Origin of the sequence: Nocardia sp. NBC_01499 (assembly GCF_045040275.1) — a bacterium.
Taxonomy (GTDB): Bacteria; Actinomycetota; Actinomycetes; order Mycobacteriales; family Mycobacteriaceae; genus Nocardia.
Genome location: NZ_CP109426.1, coordinates 4,250,762 through 4,266,576, shown reverse-complemented (window position 1 = coordinate 4,266,576; position 15,815 = coordinate 4,250,762). Strand labels below are relative to the sequence as shown.

General features: G+C 67.2%; 17 protein-coding genes. 9 read left to right on the top strand and 8 right to left on the bottom strand.

Annotated elements, in window-relative coordinates:
• Positions 1-213: 213 nt before the first annotated feature.
• Positions 214-417, top strand: a complete 204-nt coding sequence (locus tag OG203_RS19700) for a type II toxin-antitoxin system VapB family antitoxin (RefSeq protein ID WP_405167106.1) — start codon at positions 214-216, stop codon at positions 415-417.
• A 9-nt stretch (positions 418-426) separates the two neighbouring features.
• Here OG203_RS19700 and OG203_RS19695 read toward each other — a convergent pair whose 3' ends face one another.
• Entirely contained in the window at positions 427-1,938 is a 1,512-nt protein-coding gene (locus OG203_RS19695) for an alpha/beta hydrolase (protein WP_405167105.1), read from the bottom strand.
• Positions 1,939-2,100: 162 nt separating this feature from the next.
• On the opposite strand from OG203_RS19695, the gene OG203_RS19690 reads away from it, so the two are divergent.
• Both OG203_RS19690 and OG203_RS19685 read left to right on the top strand, forming a co-directional pair.
• Positions 2,101-2,781 (top strand): RadC family protein, encoded by a 681-nt coding sequence (locus OG203_RS19690; protein WP_405167104.1) that lies wholly within the window; start codon positions 2,101-2,103, stop codon positions 2,779-2,781.
• An 82-nt stretch (positions 2,782-2,863) separates the two neighbouring features.
• Positions 2,864-3,670 (top strand): LLM class flavin-dependent oxidoreductase, encoded by an 807-nt coding sequence (locus tag OG203_RS19685; protein WP_405167103.1) that lies wholly within the window; start codon positions 2,864-2,866, stop codon positions 3,668-3,670.
• Between the two features lie 45 nt (positions 3,671-3,715).
• Here the strand turns inward: OG203_RS19685 and OG203_RS19680 are convergent, their stop codons facing one another.
• Positions 3,716-4,642 (bottom strand): hypothetical protein, encoded by a 927-nt coding sequence (locus OG203_RS19680; protein ID WP_405167102.1) that lies wholly within the window; start codon positions 4,640-4,642, stop codon positions 3,716-3,718.
• Between the two features lie 173 nt (positions 4,643-4,815).
• Here OG203_RS19680 and OG203_RS19675 point away from each other — a divergent pair, with 173 nt between their 5' ends.
• Positions 4,816-5,211 (top strand): PPOX class F420-dependent oxidoreductase, encoded by a 396-nt coding sequence (locus OG203_RS19675; RefSeq protein WP_405167101.1) that lies wholly within the window; start codon positions 4,816-4,818, stop codon positions 5,209-5,211.
• Between the two features lie 58 nt (positions 5,212-5,269).
• Positions 5,270-7,120 carry a hypothetical protein gene (locus OG203_RS19670; RefSeq protein ID WP_405167100.1) on the top strand — a complete coding sequence of 617 codons (1,851 nt, stop codon included), beginning with the start codon at positions 5,270-5,272 and terminating at the stop codon, positions 7,118-7,120.
• A 78-nt stretch (positions 7,121-7,198) separates the two neighbouring features.
• Here the strand turns inward: OG203_RS19670 and OG203_RS19665 are convergent, their stop codons facing one another.
• The 4 genes from OG203_RS19665 to sdhC are packed head-to-tail and all read right to left on the bottom strand — an operon-like array spanning position 7,199 to position 10,637.
• Positions 7,199-7,972, bottom strand: a complete 774-nt coding sequence (locus tag OG203_RS19665) for a succinate dehydrogenase iron-sulfur subunit (RefSeq protein ID WP_405167099.1) — start codon at positions 7,970-7,972, stop codon at positions 7,199-7,201.
• The gene (gene sdhA / locus OG203_RS19660; protein ID WP_379286621.1) at positions 7,972-9,723 is read right to left on the bottom strand and encodes a succinate dehydrogenase flavoprotein subunit; all 1,752 of its coding nucleotides are present in this window, start codon (positions 9,721-9,723) and stop codon (positions 7,972-7,974) included. Before sdhA ends, OG203_RS19665 begins: the two co-directional genes overlap by 1 nt.
• A gap of 30 nt (positions 9,724-9,753) precedes the next feature.
• Entirely contained in the window at positions 9,754-10,236 is a 483-nt protein-coding gene (locus OG203_RS19655) for a succinate dehydrogenase hydrophobic membrane anchor subunit (protein WP_405167098.1), read from the bottom strand.
• A gap of 2 nt (positions 10,237-10,238) precedes the next feature.
• Positions 10,239-10,637, bottom strand: a complete 399-nt coding sequence (sdhC, locus tag OG203_RS19650) for a succinate dehydrogenase, cytochrome b556 subunit (protein ID WP_405167097.1) — start codon at positions 10,635-10,637, stop codon at positions 10,239-10,241.
• Positions 10,638-10,914: 277 nt separating this feature from the next.
• Between sdhC and OG203_RS19645 the strand changes: the two genes are divergently transcribed.
• Positions 10,915-11,316, top strand: a complete 402-nt coding sequence (locus OG203_RS19645; RefSeq protein WP_405167096.1) for a cytidine deaminase — start codon at positions 10,915-10,917, stop codon at positions 11,314-11,316.
• Between the two features lie 12 nt (positions 11,317-11,328).
• Here the strand turns inward: OG203_RS19645 and OG203_RS19640 are convergent, their stop codons facing one another.
• Together OG203_RS19640 and OG203_RS19635 are read right to left on the bottom strand one after the other, a co-directional pair.
• Positions 11,329-11,598: a hypothetical protein gene (locus OG203_RS19640; protein ID WP_405167095.1), complete on the bottom strand. Its 270-nt coding sequence runs from the start codon at positions 11,596-11,598 to the stop codon at positions 11,329-11,331.
• Positions 11,599-11,608: 10 nt separating this feature from the next.
• Positions 11,609-11,878, bottom strand: a complete 270-nt coding sequence (locus OG203_RS19635) for a hypothetical protein (RefSeq protein ID WP_405167094.1) — start codon at positions 11,876-11,878, stop codon at positions 11,609-11,611.
• Between the two features lie 99 nt (positions 11,879-11,977).
• Between OG203_RS19635 and OG203_RS19630 the strand changes: the two genes are divergently transcribed.
• From OG203_RS19630 to OG203_RS19620, 3 genes are all read left to right on the top strand, one after another.
• The gene (locus tag OG203_RS19630) at positions 11,978-13,267 is read left to right on the top strand and encodes a thymidine phosphorylase (RefSeq protein ID WP_405167093.1); all 1,290 of its coding nucleotides are present in this window, start codon (positions 11,978-11,980) and stop codon (positions 13,265-13,267) included.
• A gap of 661 nt (positions 13,268-13,928) precedes the next feature.
• Positions 13,929-15,026: an adenosine deaminase gene (locus tag OG203_RS19625; RefSeq protein WP_405167092.1), complete on the top strand. Its 1,098-nt coding sequence runs from the start codon at positions 13,929-13,931 to the stop codon at positions 15,024-15,026.
• A 111-nt stretch (positions 15,027-15,137) separates the two neighbouring features.
• On the top strand, positions 15,138-15,794 hold the full coding sequence (locus OG203_RS19620) for a hypothetical protein (protein WP_405167091.1): 657 nt from the start codon (positions 15,138-15,140) through the stop codon (positions 15,792-15,794).
• Positions 15,795-15,815 lie beyond the last annotated feature (21 nt).

The window sequence follows — 15,815 nt, the reverse complement described above, 5'->3', positions numbered from 1 at the left end:
GTGTCAGGCGCCCGCACGCCGCAAACAGCCGCGCTGCCGAGTGTGTGCGGGAGCCTCATTGCGCACACCGATGGCCGCGGCATTATCGGCCATCGAACCCGCTGTGGCGGTGAAATTCTCGCGGCTCGCGCCCCGGATCCGGCGACTGTGATCTATTTGCCGGACATGAGCGAGCGACATGGCGCAAAATGGCGAACGTATGAAGGAGGACGCATGAAATCCGTCCAGATCGACCTCGACCTGAAGTTGCTCGCCGCCGCGGCCGCTGTCATGGGCACCTCGACGAGTAACGCCACGATCAACGAGGCGCTGCGCCGGATCGTTGTGCACGAGCGCCAGCTGCGTCATCTCGAAAAGCTGGCGGCCACCGCGTTGTTCGCGCTGCCCGGCCCGGAGCTGGTTGTCGTCGACGGGTAAGTCAGCGGCTCACGATTTCGAGCACCGCAGGCCGTCGGCCGGTGGTGTCAGATCGACCAGATACTTCACGACGGGTCCGTCGACGCAGGCGATGCCCTCGAATGCGGCCCCGTGCTGGGTGCCTTCGTAGGTGATCAGCGCGGCGCCAAGGGTTTTGGCGAGCGTGACGCCACCGGGGTAGGGCGTCGCCGGATCGCCGGTCACCGCGACGACCACGGTCTTCGGCAGGCCGACCACCTTGGGCACGTGCGGCTGGGCGGTCGGCGGGACCGGCCAGAACGCGCAGGCGTCGAGGGGCGTCGAGTCATTGACCAGGCCATCGTCGAAAGCCGGTGCGGCGGCACGGGATCGGCGCGCGATATCGGCCGCGACGGCGCGATCGGTCACCCGGACCTCCTCGAGACAGAGCACCGCGCGGTGCACGTCGTCGGAGGAGGCCGCCTCGTAGGTGCCCGCCGCGCCGAGCAGCCCGTCGCCGCGGCCCTTGGCGAGGTCGGCCAGTCCCTTGGTGAGACCGGGCCAGTCCGAGGGACGATAGAGCGAGGCGATCGTCGCGGTGGTGACTGCGGCGTAGTCGAGCCCACGCAGCGGATGCTTGATCAAGGGTGTGACCAGCGCACGGTAGTTCTCGTTCGCCTTCTTCGGGTCGGTGCCGAGCGGGCAGTCCGGCGCTTTGGCGCAGTCGGCGGCATAGGCGTCGAACGCCTGCTGGAAACCGGCGGCGCTGATCACCTGGTCGCCGATATTCGTGGTCGGGTCGACCGCGGCGTCGAGGACCATCGCGCGCACCCGATCCGGAAACATCTCGGCATAGGTCGAGCCGAGGCGGGTGCCGTAGGACCCGCCGAAGTAGGTCAGCTTCTGCTCGCCGAGCGCGGCCCGGACGACGTCCATGTCGCGGGCGACGTCAACGGTGCCGACGTGCCCGAGCAGCGCGAGTCCGGTGCGTCGCGCGCAGGAGTTGGCGTATTCCTCGTTCTCCTCTTCGACCTGATCGATCTCCGCGAGTGGATCGGTCCGGCCGAGAACACGCTGACCCGTCTCGAACTCGGCGACCGAGCGGCAGACGACGTGCGGGGTCGAGGCGCCGAGCCCGCGCACATCCATCCCGATCACGTCGAGACGTTCGGCCACCGGCGACTTCGCCAGTGCCAGCGGCAAACTCAGCCCCGCCGCACCGGGACCGCCCGGGTTTGTCAGCATCGACGCGACTCGCGTGCCAGTGGCGCGCAGCCGGGAGATCGCGATCCGGGCGGTGTCGCCGTCGGGTTTGCCGTAGTCGATCGGCACCGTCACCCTGGCGCACTCGATCCCGGCCGCGGTGAGACCGTCGCCGCCCTGGTAGTCGTCGCACGAACCCCACGCCAGGTTTTGCTGGTAGTACCGATCGAGGGTCGGAGCTGGCGGGCCGACGGTGTTCTTGTTGTCGGCGCACGCCGTCACCAGCAGCAGCATTGCGGCGACAACCGCCGGCAGCGTGACGCGCCTCGAGGCCGCGGTTGCCTTGCGCGGTTTGAACATTCATCTGCCTTCGTGCTCGATCGACGCATTCAGTGTGCCCGACGGGCGCCGATCCGCAATCGGCAGGATCGGACAACTCGGGCGACCCCGCGTTCGCGGGCAACATGTCGGTAGGGCCTGGCACACTCCGTGACACTGTCGCCGTGACCAAGGGGTGGAACGATGCCGGTCTCTCTTATCGATGTACCCGTCGAGCAACGGCCGCGTGAGCGACTGCTCGCGCTCGGTCCACACGCACTCAGCGATGTCGAATTGCTGGCCTTGCTGTTACGGCACGGCAGGCGCGGCGCCAGCGCGCTCGACCTCGCGGTGGAGCTACTCGTCGAGCACGGCGGGCTGGCCGGGTTGGCGGCGGCCAGGCCCGAAGAGTTGTCGCGCCGCGCAGGCGTCGGGGTGGCGAAGGCAGCCGCCGTCATCGCCGCGTTCCACCTCGGCTCCCGGGCTCGTGGCGTCGACGGCACACCCATGCGACTCAGCTGCGCGGCGGATGTCGCCGCCGCGGCCCGTCCCCTGTTCACCGGCGCCCGCGTCGAGCGGCTACTCGTGCTGGTGTGTGACGCTCAGAACCAGTTGCGGCGGAAGGTGTTCGTCGCCGAGGGCGCGGTCGATCAGGTGGCGGTCCCGGTCCGCGAAATCCTGAATACCGTGCTGCGCCACGACGGCCGCGCCTTCGCCGTCGTACACAACCACCCCTCCGGCGACCCGACCCCAAGCCTCGACGACCGCCGCGCCACCACCCTGCTCGCCGACGCCGCGCGCACCGTCGGCCTGCGCTTCCTCGACCACGTGGTGATCGCGGGCGAAGCATGGTCAAGCGCACCGGCCACCACCATCCACCACTGACCCGAGGGGTTGAGCGTTTGCGACATCAACGTGAGCATTCAGGCGATGGGAACGCTCGTCGTTGGCCCGTAGCGTTGCGACAATGAGCATTGAGATAGGCGTTATCCTGCCTACTTCGACTTCCGATCCCGAACACCCGATCCTTGGCGATGTGCGGGCCAGCGCCCGATTCGCCGAAGAACTCGGGCTCGATTCGATCTGGTCTACCGATCACCTGGTGGCGAGCGCTCCGATGCTGGACAGCACCGTCACGCTGGCCACCGCCGCGGCGGTGACCGACCGAATCGGTCTCGGCTACAACGTGATGCTGCTCGCCCTGCGTCCGGTCGCCTGGGCGGCCAAGCAGATCAGCACCCTGCAATATCTGTCCGGCAACCGGCTCGTCGTCGGTGTCGGCACCGGGAATCCGGCGCACGGTGATATCGGGTGGCGCGCGGCCGGAGTGTCCTTCGAGGACCGTGGTCAGCGCACCGACGAGGCTTTGCGGGTGCTGCCCGGTCTCGTCACCGGACGGCCGACCACGCTGGCAGACGGGCTAGCGGTGACCCTCGCGCCCGGCTCGACGATGCCACCGATCATGGTGGGCGGCAACAGCACTCGGGCGCGCCGCCGGGCCGCCGCCTACGCCGACGGATGGATCACCATCCAAGCCGATCCGGAGCAGCTGACCAAGGACATCGCCGAACTCCAGGAGTTTGTGGCGCAGCGCGATCGCGCGCCGCTTTCGGTCACCGTGCTGGCGGTCGGGTTGTCGGCGGACGTGAGCGAGGCTGCCGCACAGGTGTCCGAATATGCGGCACAGGGTGTTTCGCGGGTGATCACGCTCCCAACCGGTACGGATTGGCAGCGTGGCTACGAGTTCGCCGCGAAGGTTCGGGCGGCGCTCTAGATCCGAGGTTGTCCTGACATCGCGAAGATGGTCGTCATCTTTCGATCAGCGGGTCGGCGGGCCAAGCTTCAGCGGGTGGTACTCCGGCTCGGTCGATGCACTGCCCGTGCTTTTGCCGGTCGCGGTGCCCTTGTCGGAGCCAGTGCTGTCGGCCTTGGTGGTGCTCTTATCAGCGCCCGCGCGTGTGGTTTCGTCGCCGGCGACCGGTGATGCCGCACTCAGCGATGCCATTCCCGCACTGCCGGTTGCTATTCCGGCTGCCACACCCGCGCCGAGCGCGACGCCGAAGGGGACGGCGGCGACGCTGCCGCTGCCGAGCATCGCGCTACCGGTGCCTGCCATCGCGGCAAACGGCGCGGCAGCCGCACCCGCGCCAGCCAGGCTTGCGCTGCCGGTGCCCGCGGCCGCGCTGCCCGCGCCGAGCATGGCCAAGGGGGTGCCGAGTCCGCCGGTCGCGACGCTGCCCGAGGCGCCCACCGCAGCACTGCCCGTGCCGAGGAGCGCGGCGCCCGCGCCGAGGACAACCCCGAGGGGCGCGAGCGCGGCGCTGCCGGTGCCCGCGGCCGCGCTGCCGGTGCCGAGAAAGGCCGCCCAGGGGGCCGCGGCGACACTGCCGGTGCCGAGCGCGGCGCTGCCGGTGCCGATCAGTCCGGCCAGGCCGAGGCCGAAGGCCGCGCCGCCCATGCCGAGCGGGCCCGCGGTCTCGACGAGGCCTGGGTACAGCAGTGTGTTGAGCACGGTGCGTCTCGGGCCGAGGGGAGCCGTCGTGACGACGGCCGGGTACAGCAGTGTGTTGAGCACGGTGCGTCGCGGGCAGCGGGCAGTCGTCGTGACAACGGCCGAGCTCGCGTGTGCCGCGACGGAATTGTGCTGTGGCACGGTGCTGACGGGGGCCGACGCCGTCGCGGCTGCGGCAACCAGTGCGGGGCAGGTCAGTACGGTCGCGGCGATCGCCGTTCGGAGCACGTACATGGATGAGCGCCTTCCTCCGAGCTACGCACGACGCGGTGCCGTGGCGTTGCTGACGATGTGTCCCTGGAGAGCACTTTCAAGATCAACGTACCGGCAACCTTCCGCAATTGATGGCACATTGCTATAGACGTAATGGGCGAGCCGGTTTTCCGGCGCGTCGCTACTGTCCAGGCATGGGAATCACGCTCAGCGAAGCCACCATCGCCCTGCTCGATGAAAAGAATTACGCGGTACTGGCCACGATCAACGCCGACGGCAGTCCGCAGACCTCGGCGATGTGGGTCCTGCGCGACGGCGACGACCTGTTGTTCTCCACTCTGGAAGGTCGGCTCAAACACCGCAATATGGTGCGTGACTCGCGCGTCAGCGTGACCGTGATCGACTCCGCCGACGGCGAGAACTACGTCGAGCTGCGCGGCCGGGCGAGCATCGTGCACGACGACGATCTGCGTGTCGGTCACCGACTGTCGTGGAAATACGACGGCAAGGACCACACCCTCCCCGCGCCGGGCCAAGTTCGGGTCGCGGTCCGCGTCCAGGTCGAGAAGGCGACGGGATACGCGGCCTGACAACCGCGGGGGCCTGATGATCGTGCCGCGGTTGGGCCCGCCACTAGGGTGAGTCGGCATGGACACCGCTTCGATCGCACCGTCGAAGGCCGTGCCCAGGCAACCTCCGGGCCCCGCGGCGACGCTGATCGGGCGAGCCTCACCCGTTCTCGTCACGGCCGGGTGCTTGATCGTGCTGCAACTGGCGGTTCGCGGCTGGGTCGCGGGCAGCGGGTACTTCTACTGGGACGACCTCATCCTGGTCGGCCGGGCGGGCCGATATCCGTTGCTTTCCGCGGATCTGCTGCTGCACGACCACGACGGGCATTTCATGCCGCTCGCCTTTGTCACCGCATGGGTGGTGACAAAGGCGGCACCCCTTGTGTGGTCGGTCCCGGCGATCTCGCTGCTGATACTCCAACTCGCGGTGTCGCTGTCGGTACTGCGCATGTTGCGCGTGCTGCTCGGCCTCCGCTTGGTGCTGCTCGTCCCGCTCACGTTCTTTCTGTTCTCGCCGGTGACGCTGCCCGCGTTCGCCTGGTGGTCGGCCGCGTTGAACGCGCTGCCGCTGCAATTCGCGCTCGCCTGGGTTATCGGCGATGCGCTGCTTTTTGTGCGCACCGGGCGGCGCCGGTACGCCGTGTCCGGGACGGTCGTGCTCGCGGTGGCGCTGTTGTTCTTCGAGAAGTCGGTGATCATCCCGTTCGTCGCGTTCGCCGTCGCGGTGCTCGCTCACTATGTCGACGGGCGGGAATCCGCCCTTCGCGTGGTGGCGCGGCGGGGCGTGCGGTTGTGGGTGTGGTCGGGCCTGGTGCTGCTGTGCTGGCTGGCGGGGTATCTGGCGGTGGTCGGTGTCTCCGGCGTGCACGACACCCCGCAGGGCATGCGCGACTGGCTGCCCAACGCGACCTCCCTCGGCGTGGTGCCGGCGCTGGTCGGCGGGCCGTGGCGGTGGGAGCGGTGGTTGCCCGCCGCGCCGTGGGCCGACCCGCCCGCCGGGGCGGTGATCGCGGCCTGGATCGTGCTGATTTCGACTGTGGCACTGACGATTTGGGCGCGACGCAGAGTATGGCCGGTCTGGCTGCTTGCCGCTGTCTATGTGCTGCTGATGCAGTTGCCCGTCGCGCTGGTGCGTGGTGGTCCGAACACCGCGGCCGAACTCATGCAGTCGCTGCGTTACTTCGCCGACCTCGGCGTGACGTTCGCCGTCGTCGGTGCGTTGATACTGCGGGCGGGCCCTCGCGGCAGGACGTCGCTCGATCCGCGCGCCGGGATACCGCTGACTGCGGGGTCGCGCGCCGCGATACCGCTAACCGCGCTGTTCGTCGTGAGCAGCCTGTGCTCCACATATACCTTCGTCCGCTCCTGGAGCCAGAGCCCGACCAAAATCTATGTCGCGAATGTGAAGTCGGCCCTCGCCCAGTGGGACGGCGCGCCACTGCTGGAGCAGGAGGTGCCATGGGAGGTGCTGAACCCGCTGGCCTACCCCCAAAACCTGACCAGCCAGGTCCTCGCACCCATCGCCGCGTCGGGCACCTTCGCCGACACGACACCGCATCTGCGCATGATCACCGACACCGGCACCATCGTCGAGGCCAAGGTCTGGTGGAATCGCGGCATCATCCCCGGTCCAGACCCCAACTGCGGCTACCGAATTCAGGGCGGCGAACGAATCCCCATCCTGCTCGACGGCTCCATGCTCGAGCACGAATGGACCGCCCAACTCAACTACCTCGCCAGCGGAAACGGCCAACTGGCAGTAGCTTTCGAACACGGCAAAACCGTAGCCGTCCCGGTCCGCGAAGGCCTCAACACCGTCTTCGTCCGCCTGATCGGCAGCGGCGCCAACCTCCGAATCTCCTCGCGCACAGAAGGACTCAGCGTCTGCCTCGGCTCCGGCCCCGTCGGCGTAGCCTCCTACGACAACTAGCACTCGGCTCGCTGACTCCTGAACGGCGAAGGCCGCCTTCATCTTTCGATGAAGGCGGCCTTCGGTGTGCCGGGGCGGTCAGCGGGCGAAGAGGAGGGCGCGCTTGACTTCTTGGATGGCCTTGGTGACTTCGATGCCGCGAGGGCAGGCGTCGGTGCAGTTGAAGGTGGTGCGGCAGCGCCAGACACCTTCGACGTCGTTGAGGATGTCGAGGCGTTCGCGGGCGCCTTCGTCGCGGCTGTCGAAGATGAAGCGGTGCGCGTTCACGATCGCGGCCGGGCCGAAGTAGCTGCCGTCGCTCCAGTACACGGGGCAGGAGGTGGTGCAGCAGGCGCACAGGATGCACTTGGTGGTGTCATCGAAGCGGGCCCGGTCGGCCTGGCTCTGGATGCGCTCGCGGGTCGGCTCGTTACCCGAGGTCATCAGGTAGGGCTTCACCGCACGGAACGCGTCGAAGAACGGCTCCATGTTCACCACGAGGTCCTTCTCCACGGGCAGGCCGCGGATCGGCTCGACGGTGATCGTGAGGGACTTGTCGCCCTTGGGCAGCATGTCCTTCATCAGCACCTTGCAGGCCAGCCGGTTCACACCGTTGATCCGCATGGCGTCGGACCCGCACACACCGTGTGCGCAGGAGCGCCGGAAGGTAAGCGTGCCGTCCAGGTAGGACTTGATGTAGATGAGCACGTTGAGGAAACGGTCCGTCGTCAGGACCGGCACCTGGAACGACTCCCAGTGCGCGCCCTTGTCGTCCTCCGGGTTGAAGCGGGCGACCTTGACGGTGACCATCACCGAGCCGTCCGGGACCGGTGCGGGCTTGGCGGGGGGTGTCTTCTCGAGTACGGCAGTCATCAGTACTTACGCTCCATCGGCTCGTAACGGGTCTGCACCACCGGCTTGAAGTCGAGGCGGATATCCGAGATGAGATCCGGGCTCTCCTTGTAGGCCATCGTGTGCCGCATGAAGTTCACGTCGTCGCGGTCCGGGTAGTCCTCGCGGGCGTGGCCGCCGCGCGATTCCTTGCGGTTGAGCGCACCGACGACGGTGACTTCGGCCAGCTCGAGCAGGAAGCCGAGCTCGACGGCCTCGAGCAGGTCGCTGTTGTAGCGCTTGCCCTTGTCCTGCACCGTGATCCGGCTGTAGCGCTCCTTGAGCACGTGGATATCGGTGAGGGCTTGCTTGAGGGTGTCCTCGGTGCGGAACACGGCGGCGTTCATATCCATCGTGTACTGCAGTTCGGTGCGGATGTCGGCGACGCGCTCGTTGCCGTGGTCGGACAGGATCAGCGCGAGCCAGTCCTGCACCATCCGCGCCGGGCTTTCCGGCATCTCCACGAACTCGGTGCGGTGCGCGTACTCCGCGGCGGCGATGCCCGCGCGGCGGCCGAACACGTTGATGTCGAGCAGCGAGTTGGTGCCGAGACGGTTGGAGCCGTGCACCGAGACGCACGCGCATTCGCCCGCCGCGTAGAGGCCGGGCACCACGTCGGTGTTGTTGCGCAGTACCTCGCCGCGGATCTTGGTCGGGATACCGCCCATGACGTAGTGGCAGGTCGGCATGACCGGAACCAGCTCGGTCACCGGGTCCACACCGAGGTAGGTGCGGGCGAATTCGGTGATGTCGGGCAGCTTCTCCTCGAGCACGTCCGCGCCGAGGTGGGTCACGTCGATGTAGACGTAGTCCTTGTTCGGACCGGCGCCGCGACCCTCGAGCACCTCGAGCACCATCGAGCGGGCGACGATGTCGCGCGGCGCGAGATCCTTGATGGTTGGCGCGTAGCGCTCCATGAACCGCTCGCCGCTGGCGTTGCGCAGGATGCCGCCCTCGCCGCGGACGGCCTCGGAGATGAGGATGCCGAGACCGGCCAGACCTGTCGGATGGAACTGGTGGAACTCCATGTCCTCCAGCGGCAGACCCTTGCGGAACACGATCGCCATGCCGTCACCGGTCAGCGTGTGCGCGTTCGAGGTGGTCTTGTACATCCGGCCAGAACCGCCGGTGGCGAAGATGATCGACTTCGCGTGGAAGACGTGGATCTCGCCGGTGGCCAGTTCGTAGGCGACGACACCGGTCGCGACCTGGCCGCGGTCGGTCTCGCTCATCACCAGGTCGAGCACGTAGAACTCGTTGTAGAACTCCACGTCGTGCTTGACGCAGTTCTGGTACAGCGTCTGCAGGATCATGTGACCGGTGCGGTCGGCGGCGTAACACGCGCGGCGCACCGGCGCCTTGCCGTGGTCGCGGGTGTGTCCGCCGAAGCGGCGCTGGTCGATCTTGCCCTCGGGCGTCCGGTTGAACGGCAGGCCCATCTTCTCCAGGTCCATCACCGCGTCGATGGCCTCCTTGGCCATGATCTCCGCGGCATCCTGGTCGACCAGGTAGTCGCCACCCTTGACGGTGTCGAAGGTGTGCCATTCCCAGTTGTCTTCTTCGACGTTCGCCAGCGCGGCGCACATGCCACCCTGCGCCGCACCGGTGTGGCTGCGGGTCGGGTACAGCTTGGTCAGCACGGCGGTACGCGCCCGGGGCCCGGCCTCGATCGCCGCGCGCATGCCGGCGCCACCGGCACCGACGATCACGACGTCGTAGCGATGCTCCTGAATCCGCGAGTCACTCATCGAGTTGACCTGTTCCTAACTGATGTTGGGGTCGAAGGTGAAAATGACGTAGGTGCCGACGGCCAGGATCAGGATCATCGAGATGGCCAGCAGCGTGTTCAGCCAGAAGCGCGTCGAGTCCTTGCGGGAGTAGTCCGCGATCACCGTGCGCAGGCCGTTGCCGCCGTGTAGCTGGGCAAGCCAGAGCATGGTCAGGTCCCACAGCTGCCAGAACGGGCTGGCCCAGCGGCCAGCGACGAAGCCGAAGTTGAGCCGCTTCACGCCGCCGTCGAGCAGCAGCATGATCGACATGTGGCCGAGCACGAGCACGATCAGCAGCAGGCCGGAGAAGCGCATGAACAACCACGCGTACTTCTCGAAGTTGTTGTTCGAGCGGGCACGCGGCGAGCGCGGCGCGTCGAGGCTGGCCGGGCGGTCGTACGACTTACCGAGGACAGGTGCGGGCCCGCCTGCCACCCGACCGCCGCCCCCCACGGAATTGCTCTGCAATGCTGTCATTTTCAGTGCTCCGTGAACAGGTAGAAGAACTGACGGCCGATAGCGGGCGCCGCCAGCAGGAACCAGACCGTGAGGATGATCCACAGCATCAGGCGCTGGTACTTCGGGCCCTTGGCCCAGAAGTCGACCAGGATCACCCGCACGCCGTTGAGCGCGTGGAACAGCACGCAGACGACAAGAGCCATTTCCATCAGCGCGACGATGGGGCTCTTGTAGGTCTCGATCGCCCGGTTGTAGGTGTCCGGGCTGACCCGGACCAGCGCGGTATCCAAGACGTGCACGAAGAGGAAGAAGAAGATGGTGACACCGGTGATCCGGTGCAGCGCCCAAGACCACATCCCTGGGTCGCCTCGGTACAGCGTCTTCCGCTTCGGCTGGGCCGGAGCTTCTATCGTGGTCATAGAGTGCGGTGCCTCCAACGTCGTTGATGGACCCGGTTCATTGATCCGAGGCCGGCTGCGTTGGGCGCAAATGCCCAGGTGGCTGCGCTGCGGCCCGCTGCCGGGAACCTGAACCGATCTGTTCTGGACTCTAATCCTCTAGGTTTGCCGGAACTAATTCGGCGTGCCGTGCGTTGCGCTACAGTCTGGCGAGTTAGGTTTGCCTTTCTTGATCCGTGAAGGGTTCCTTCGAGGGCCTCGCGCGGCCGAGTTCGGCTCGTTCCAGAAGAGGTTCCCGATGTCGCAAATCGACTGGAAATCCCTGCACGACAACGCAATTCAAGTCATGCGTAATGCCTATGCGCCGTACTCGCGGTTTCCGGTCGGCGCGGCGGCGCTCAGTACCGACGGCCGAATTGTGCGCGGGTGCAATGTGGAAAATGTCTCATACGGTTTGGGCCTGTGCGCCGAATGTGTACTCGTCGGTAACTTGCATTCGGATGGTGGCGGGCGCCTGCTCGCCATCTCGGTCACCGATTCCCGCGGCGAAATCCTGCTGCCCTGCGGGCGATGCCGACAACTGCTCTACGAACACGGCGGGCCCGACCTCCTGGTCGACCACAAGGACGGACCCGTCCCACTACGAAGCTTGCTGCCGGACGCCTTCGGCCCGGACGACTTGGACGCCGGGCAGTTGTGAGCGGCGCAGCCCTCAGCAGTCCGCGTCGAGCGCTGCGTCGATCTCGGCCTCGCTCGGCATCTTCAGCTCGATGAAGTTCAGTGGCGGGAGCTTCATTTGCGCCATCATCAAGCCAATGCCTCGTCCCAACTCATTCACGCCGTCGATCAGTTGACCACCGATGATCTTGACCCCGGTGACCTCCCGCTTCAGGTCATAGATGGCGTCGCCGTAGGTGTCTTCGATGTCGGTAACTCGTGTCTCCAGGGTGGTAACGCGGTGGTCGATATGTGCGGATGTCATTGCTGCCCCCTCACAAGTCGGCGTCGAGGGCCGCGTCGATCTCGGCTTCGCTGGCGCGGGTGACCGGCGGGAACTGAATCGGCGGAATCCCTAGCCGTTCCATGATCAGGGTAAAAGCTCGGCTCACGCTGTCGGCGTGGTCGATCAGCCGACCGGTCTCGATCCGGCAGCGGGCATCGCCCCGGGTGAGCTTGTAGAGCGACTCGCTGTGGGTGTCCTCGATGTCGGTGACTCGTGTCTCCAGGTTGCTGACCCGGCGGTCGATGTGTGCGGATGTCATTGCTGCCCCCTAGCCCCTCGAACGTTTGATGCGGTGAGGCTATCGAAGCCCACCGACAAGAACCAGACTTGACTTCGATCTCGTGCCAGACTGGCGAATGTGACGGCATTGGACGCGGTTTCGATCATCACGACCAAGCGGGACGGCGGGGAGCTGTCGGACGCGCAGATCGACTGGGTGGTCGATGGATTCACCCGCGGGGCGGTGGCCGACGAGCAGATGTCGGCGCTGGCGATGGCGATCGTGTGGCGCGGGATGACGCGGCGGGAGACGGCGCGATGGACCGACGCGATGATCGCGTCGGGTAGTCGGCTCGACTTCACCGATCTGCCGCGTCCGACCGTCGACAAGCATTCGACCGGCGGGGTGGGGGACAAGATCACGCTGCCGCTTGCGCCGCTGGTCGCCGCGTGCGGTGCCGCGGTCCCGCAGTTGTCCGGGCGCGGACTCGGGCACACCGGCGGCACGCTGGACAAGCTAGAGGCCATCCAGGGATGGCAGGCCGACGTGTCGGTGCCGCGCATGCGCGAGATCCTCGCCGACCCGGCCATCGGCGCGGTGGTGTGCGCGGCGGGCGCCGATCTCGCACCGGCCGACAAGCGGCTCTACGCGCTGCGCGACGTCACCGGCACGGTCGAATCCATCCCGCTGATCGCCAGCTCGATCATGAGCAAGAAGATCGCGGAGGGCACCGCGGCGCTGGTACTCGATGTGAAAGTCGGGGCTGGCGCGTTTCTGAAGACACTCGACGGCGCCCGCGAATTGGCTACGGCCATGGTCGAATTGGGCACCGATGCCGGGGTGCGGACGGTGGCGCTGCTGACCGCGATGGACACCCCGCTCGGCCGCACCGCCGGCAACGCACTCGAGGTCGCCGAGTCGGTCGAGGTGCTTGCCGGCGGTGGACCCGCCGACATCGTCGAGCTCACTGTCACCCTGGCCCGTGAGATGGTCGCGCTGGCGGGACTCGACATCGACCCGGCCGACGTGCTCGCCGACGGCCGCGCGATGGACCAGTGGCGCGCGATGGTCCGCGCCCAGGGCGGCGACCCGGACGCACCGCTGCCGGTGGCGAAGTACACCGAGATCGTGCGGGCCGAGCGCGACGGTGTGCTGACCCGGCTCGACGCCATGGGAGTCGGCATCGCCGCCTGGCGTCTCGGCGCGGGCCGGGCCCGTCAGGGCGACCCGGTCCAGGCCGGTGCCGGCATCGAAATGCACGCCAAGCCAGGCGATTCCGTCACCACAGGCCAACCCCTGCTCACCTTGCACACCGACACCCCGGACGCGTTCTCCGGTGCCCGCGCCGCACTGCTCGATGCCTTCGCCATAGGTGCATCCGCCGAAAAGCCCGCCATCCCACTGGTACTCGGCCGCATCGAGGCCTGACCAACTTGTGCGGCAATCGAATTGCCTTGCTGTGCAGCGCTGCTGAGCGGCTTCTCATGATCTACGGCACATTACGGTGACCCTTTCTCGCGAAATGTCACAGCCACGTGCCGTTGATCATGAAGTTCGAGCAACGAACGAGTGCGGCTGAACAACTCTCGCGCGCGGCACCTGTGGCGGCCGCCGTGATCGAGGTGCCGCTACGCACGAATTGGTTTGGGGCGCAAAGGTTCGCCAGCTAATCCGTACGCGGGAGGCCAGGATGTACGCGCCGTGTAACCGGCCGTGGGCTGCGTCCGGCAGCCGATGTGCGGCGATCGGGCCAGAACCGTGCGTGAATTGGCTTGGGGCGCAAAGGTTCGTCCGCTGACGGACTGTGACGTGTGTGGTGCGTGACGGCCGGGCGTTCGACTCCTGATGTGAGACAGCGGACAGCGATGTACGCGCACCGGCGTGGGTGTGCGCAGAATTACCTGCTGGTCGCTGAGTCGGTAGCGGGTGTGCTGCAGCGCACAGGTCTGGTATTGCCGGTGGTCAGTTGGGTATTCGGGGGGCTTGGTCGGTGTCAGGGTGTGGGACGGGGCGGGTTGGCTTGGCAACGAGATGGTTGCCACTTCGGCAGTCGGGTGCCGGATGGGCGTGCTGCGGCTACCGTCGTTACATGACTGGACCGACCGCATTGACCCTTGCCTCGATCCGACAGGCGCCAAAAGCGCTGCTGCACGACCACCTCGACGGTGGTCTACGGCCCGCGACGGTGCTGGAGTTGGCCGCTGAGTGCGGCTACGAGGACCTACCCGCCACCGACGAGGCGGCGCTGGCCGCCTGGTTCCGGGACGCGGCCGACAGTGGATCGCTGGAACTGTATCTGGAAACCTTCGCGCACACCGTCGCCGTCATGCAGACGCCGGAGGGCCTGCGCCGGGTGGCCCGCGAATGCGCGGAGGACCTGTCCGCCGACGGCGTGGTGTACGCCGAGGTGCGATTCGCCCCCGAACAGCACCTGGAACGCGGACTGACGCTCGACGAGGTCGTCGAGCACACCCTTGCGGGATTCCGCGAGGGAGAGGCCGCGGCCGCCGAGGCCGGACGTCCGATCGTGGTCACCTGCCTGCTCACCGCGATGCGGCACGCGGCCCGCTCGCGGGAGATCGCCGAGCTGACCGTCCGCTTCCGTGATCGTGGCGTCGGCGGCTTCGACATCGCGGGCGCCGAGGCCGGGTACCCGCCGAGTAGGCACCTGGACGCGTTCGAATACATGCGAGCCAACAGCGCGCACTTCACGATCCACGCGGGCGAGGCGTTCGGCCTGCCGTCGATCCACGAGGCACTCGCCTTCTGCGGCTGCGATCGGCTCGGCCACGGCGTGCGGATCACCGACGACATCAGCGTGCCTGGCGCGATCGAGGACGCGCGCCTCGGGCTCGTCGCGAATTACGTTCGCGACATGCGTATTCCGCTCGAACTCTGTCCGTCGTCGAATGTGCAGACCGGCGCGGTGCCCTCGCTGGACAAGCACCCGTTCGATCTGCTGGCCCGGCTGCGCTTCCGCGTCACGGTCAACACCGACAACCGGCTGATGAGTGACACCAGCATGAGCCAGGAAATGCTCAAGCTCGCCGACACGTTCGGCTACGGCTGGAGCGATCTGGAGCGCTTCACCATCAACGCGATGAAGTCGGCGTTCATCCCGTTCCCGGAGCGGCTGCGCATCATCGACAACATCATCAAGCCCGGCTACGCGGTGCTGCTCGGATAACTCACCCGGCGAGTTGTCGATGGGAACTGGTGGTGCCCATGTCGCCACCAGTTCCCCGTCGGCTGGGCGGGGCGAGAGCGCCCGGATACTGATTCGCTAGCGTGGCTGAGTATGGCGACATTGCGGATTTCCAGTCGGTTCAACGGGCCGCCCAATTCCGGTAACGGCGGCTATGTTGGCGGACTGCTCGCCGAGCAGCACGAGGACGCGGCGGTGACGGTGATTCTGCGCAGTCCGACGCCGCTGGACACACCGCTCGAGGTGCGGGCGGGCCGCCTGTACGACGGCGACACCTTGGTCGCGGAATCTCGTGTCGGCGAATTCGACCGGGACGCACCGCGATCCGTGCCGTTCGCGACCGCGGCCGCCGCGGCGAGCTCCTACCAGAGCAACGAGATGTTCGCGTCCTGCTTCGTCTGCGGCAGCGGCCGCACCGACGGGCTGCGCATCGAGGCGGGCACCGTCGGCGACGGACGTGTTGCCGCACCGTGGATCCCGGACGAGTCGGTCCCGCTCGGCCACGCCGTCCTGTGGGCCGCGATGGACTGCCCAGGCGGCTGGTCGCTGCCCAACATGTTCGACCGGCCCGCCCTCCTAGGCTCCATGACGGCCGCCGTGCACGCCCTCCCCGAGGTCGGCGAGCAGTGCGTGGTCGTCGGCGAGAACCACGGCGAACAAGGCCGGAAATCCTTCTCGTCCACCGCCGTCTACGGATCCGACGACCGCCTGCTAGGTCGTGCCGAGCAGATCTGGATCCGCTTGAAGTGAAGCTGCGCGGACCCAGTTCGT

What these genes read in the sequence shown, in the direction of transcription:
- OG203_RS19665 (WP_405167099.1), bottom strand. Translation starts at nt 7,972, where the DNA reads ATGACTGCCGTACTCGAGAAGACACCCCCCGCCAAGCCCGCACCGGTC.
- OG203_RS19635 (WP_405167094.1), bottom strand. Translation starts at nt 11,878, where the DNA reads ATGACATCCGCACACATCGACCGCCGGGTCAGCAACCTGGAGACACGA.
- OG203_RS19625 (WP_405167092.1), top strand. Translation starts at nt 13,929, where the DNA reads ATGACTGGACCGACCGCATTGACCCTTGCCTCGATCCGACAGGCGCCA.
- OG203_RS19620 (WP_405167091.1), top strand. Translation starts at nt 15,138, where the DNA reads ATGGCGACATTGCGGATTTCCAGTCGGTTCAACGGGCCGCCCAATTCC.
- OG203_RS19675 (WP_405167101.1), top strand. Translation starts at nt 4,816, where the DNA reads ATGGGAATCACGCTCAGCGAAGCCACCATCGCCCTGCTCGATGAAAAG.
- OG203_RS19670 (WP_405167100.1), top strand. Translation starts at nt 5,270, where the DNA reads ATGGACACCGCTTCGATCGCACCGTCGAAGGCCGTGCCCAGGCAACCT.
- OG203_RS19690 (WP_405167104.1), top strand. Translation starts at nt 2,101, where the DNA reads ATGCCGGTCTCTCTTATCGATGTACCCGTCGAGCAACGGCCGCGTGAG.
- sdhC (WP_405167097.1), bottom strand. Translation starts at nt 10,637, where the DNA reads ATGACCACGATAGAAGCTCCGGCCCAGCCGAAGCGGAAGACGCTGTAC.
- OG203_RS19640 (WP_405167095.1), bottom strand. Translation starts at nt 11,598, where the DNA reads ATGACATCCGCACATATCGACCACCGCGTTACCACCCTGGAGACACGA.
- OG203_RS19680 (WP_405167102.1), bottom strand. Translation starts at nt 4,642, where the DNA reads ATGTACGTGCTCCGAACGGCGATCGCCGCGACCGTACTGACCTGCCCC.
- OG203_RS19700 (WP_405167106.1), top strand. Translation starts at nt 214, where the DNA reads ATGAAATCCGTCCAGATCGACCTCGACCTGAAGTTGCTCGCCGCCGCG.
- OG203_RS19685 (WP_405167103.1), top strand. Translation starts at nt 2,864, where the DNA reads ATGAGCATTGAGATAGGCGTTATCCTGCCTACTTCGACTTCCGATCCC.
- OG203_RS19695 (WP_405167105.1), bottom strand. Translation starts at nt 1,938, where the DNA reads ATGTTCAAACCGCGCAAGGCAACCGCGGCCTCGAGGCGCGTCACGCTG.
- OG203_RS19655 (WP_405167098.1), bottom strand. Translation starts at nt 10,236, where the DNA reads ATGACAGCATTGCAGAGCAATTCCGTGGGGGGCGGCGGTCGGGTGGCA.
- OG203_RS19645 (WP_405167096.1), top strand. Translation starts at nt 10,915, where the DNA reads ATGTCGCAAATCGACTGGAAATCCCTGCACGACAACGCAATTCAAGTC.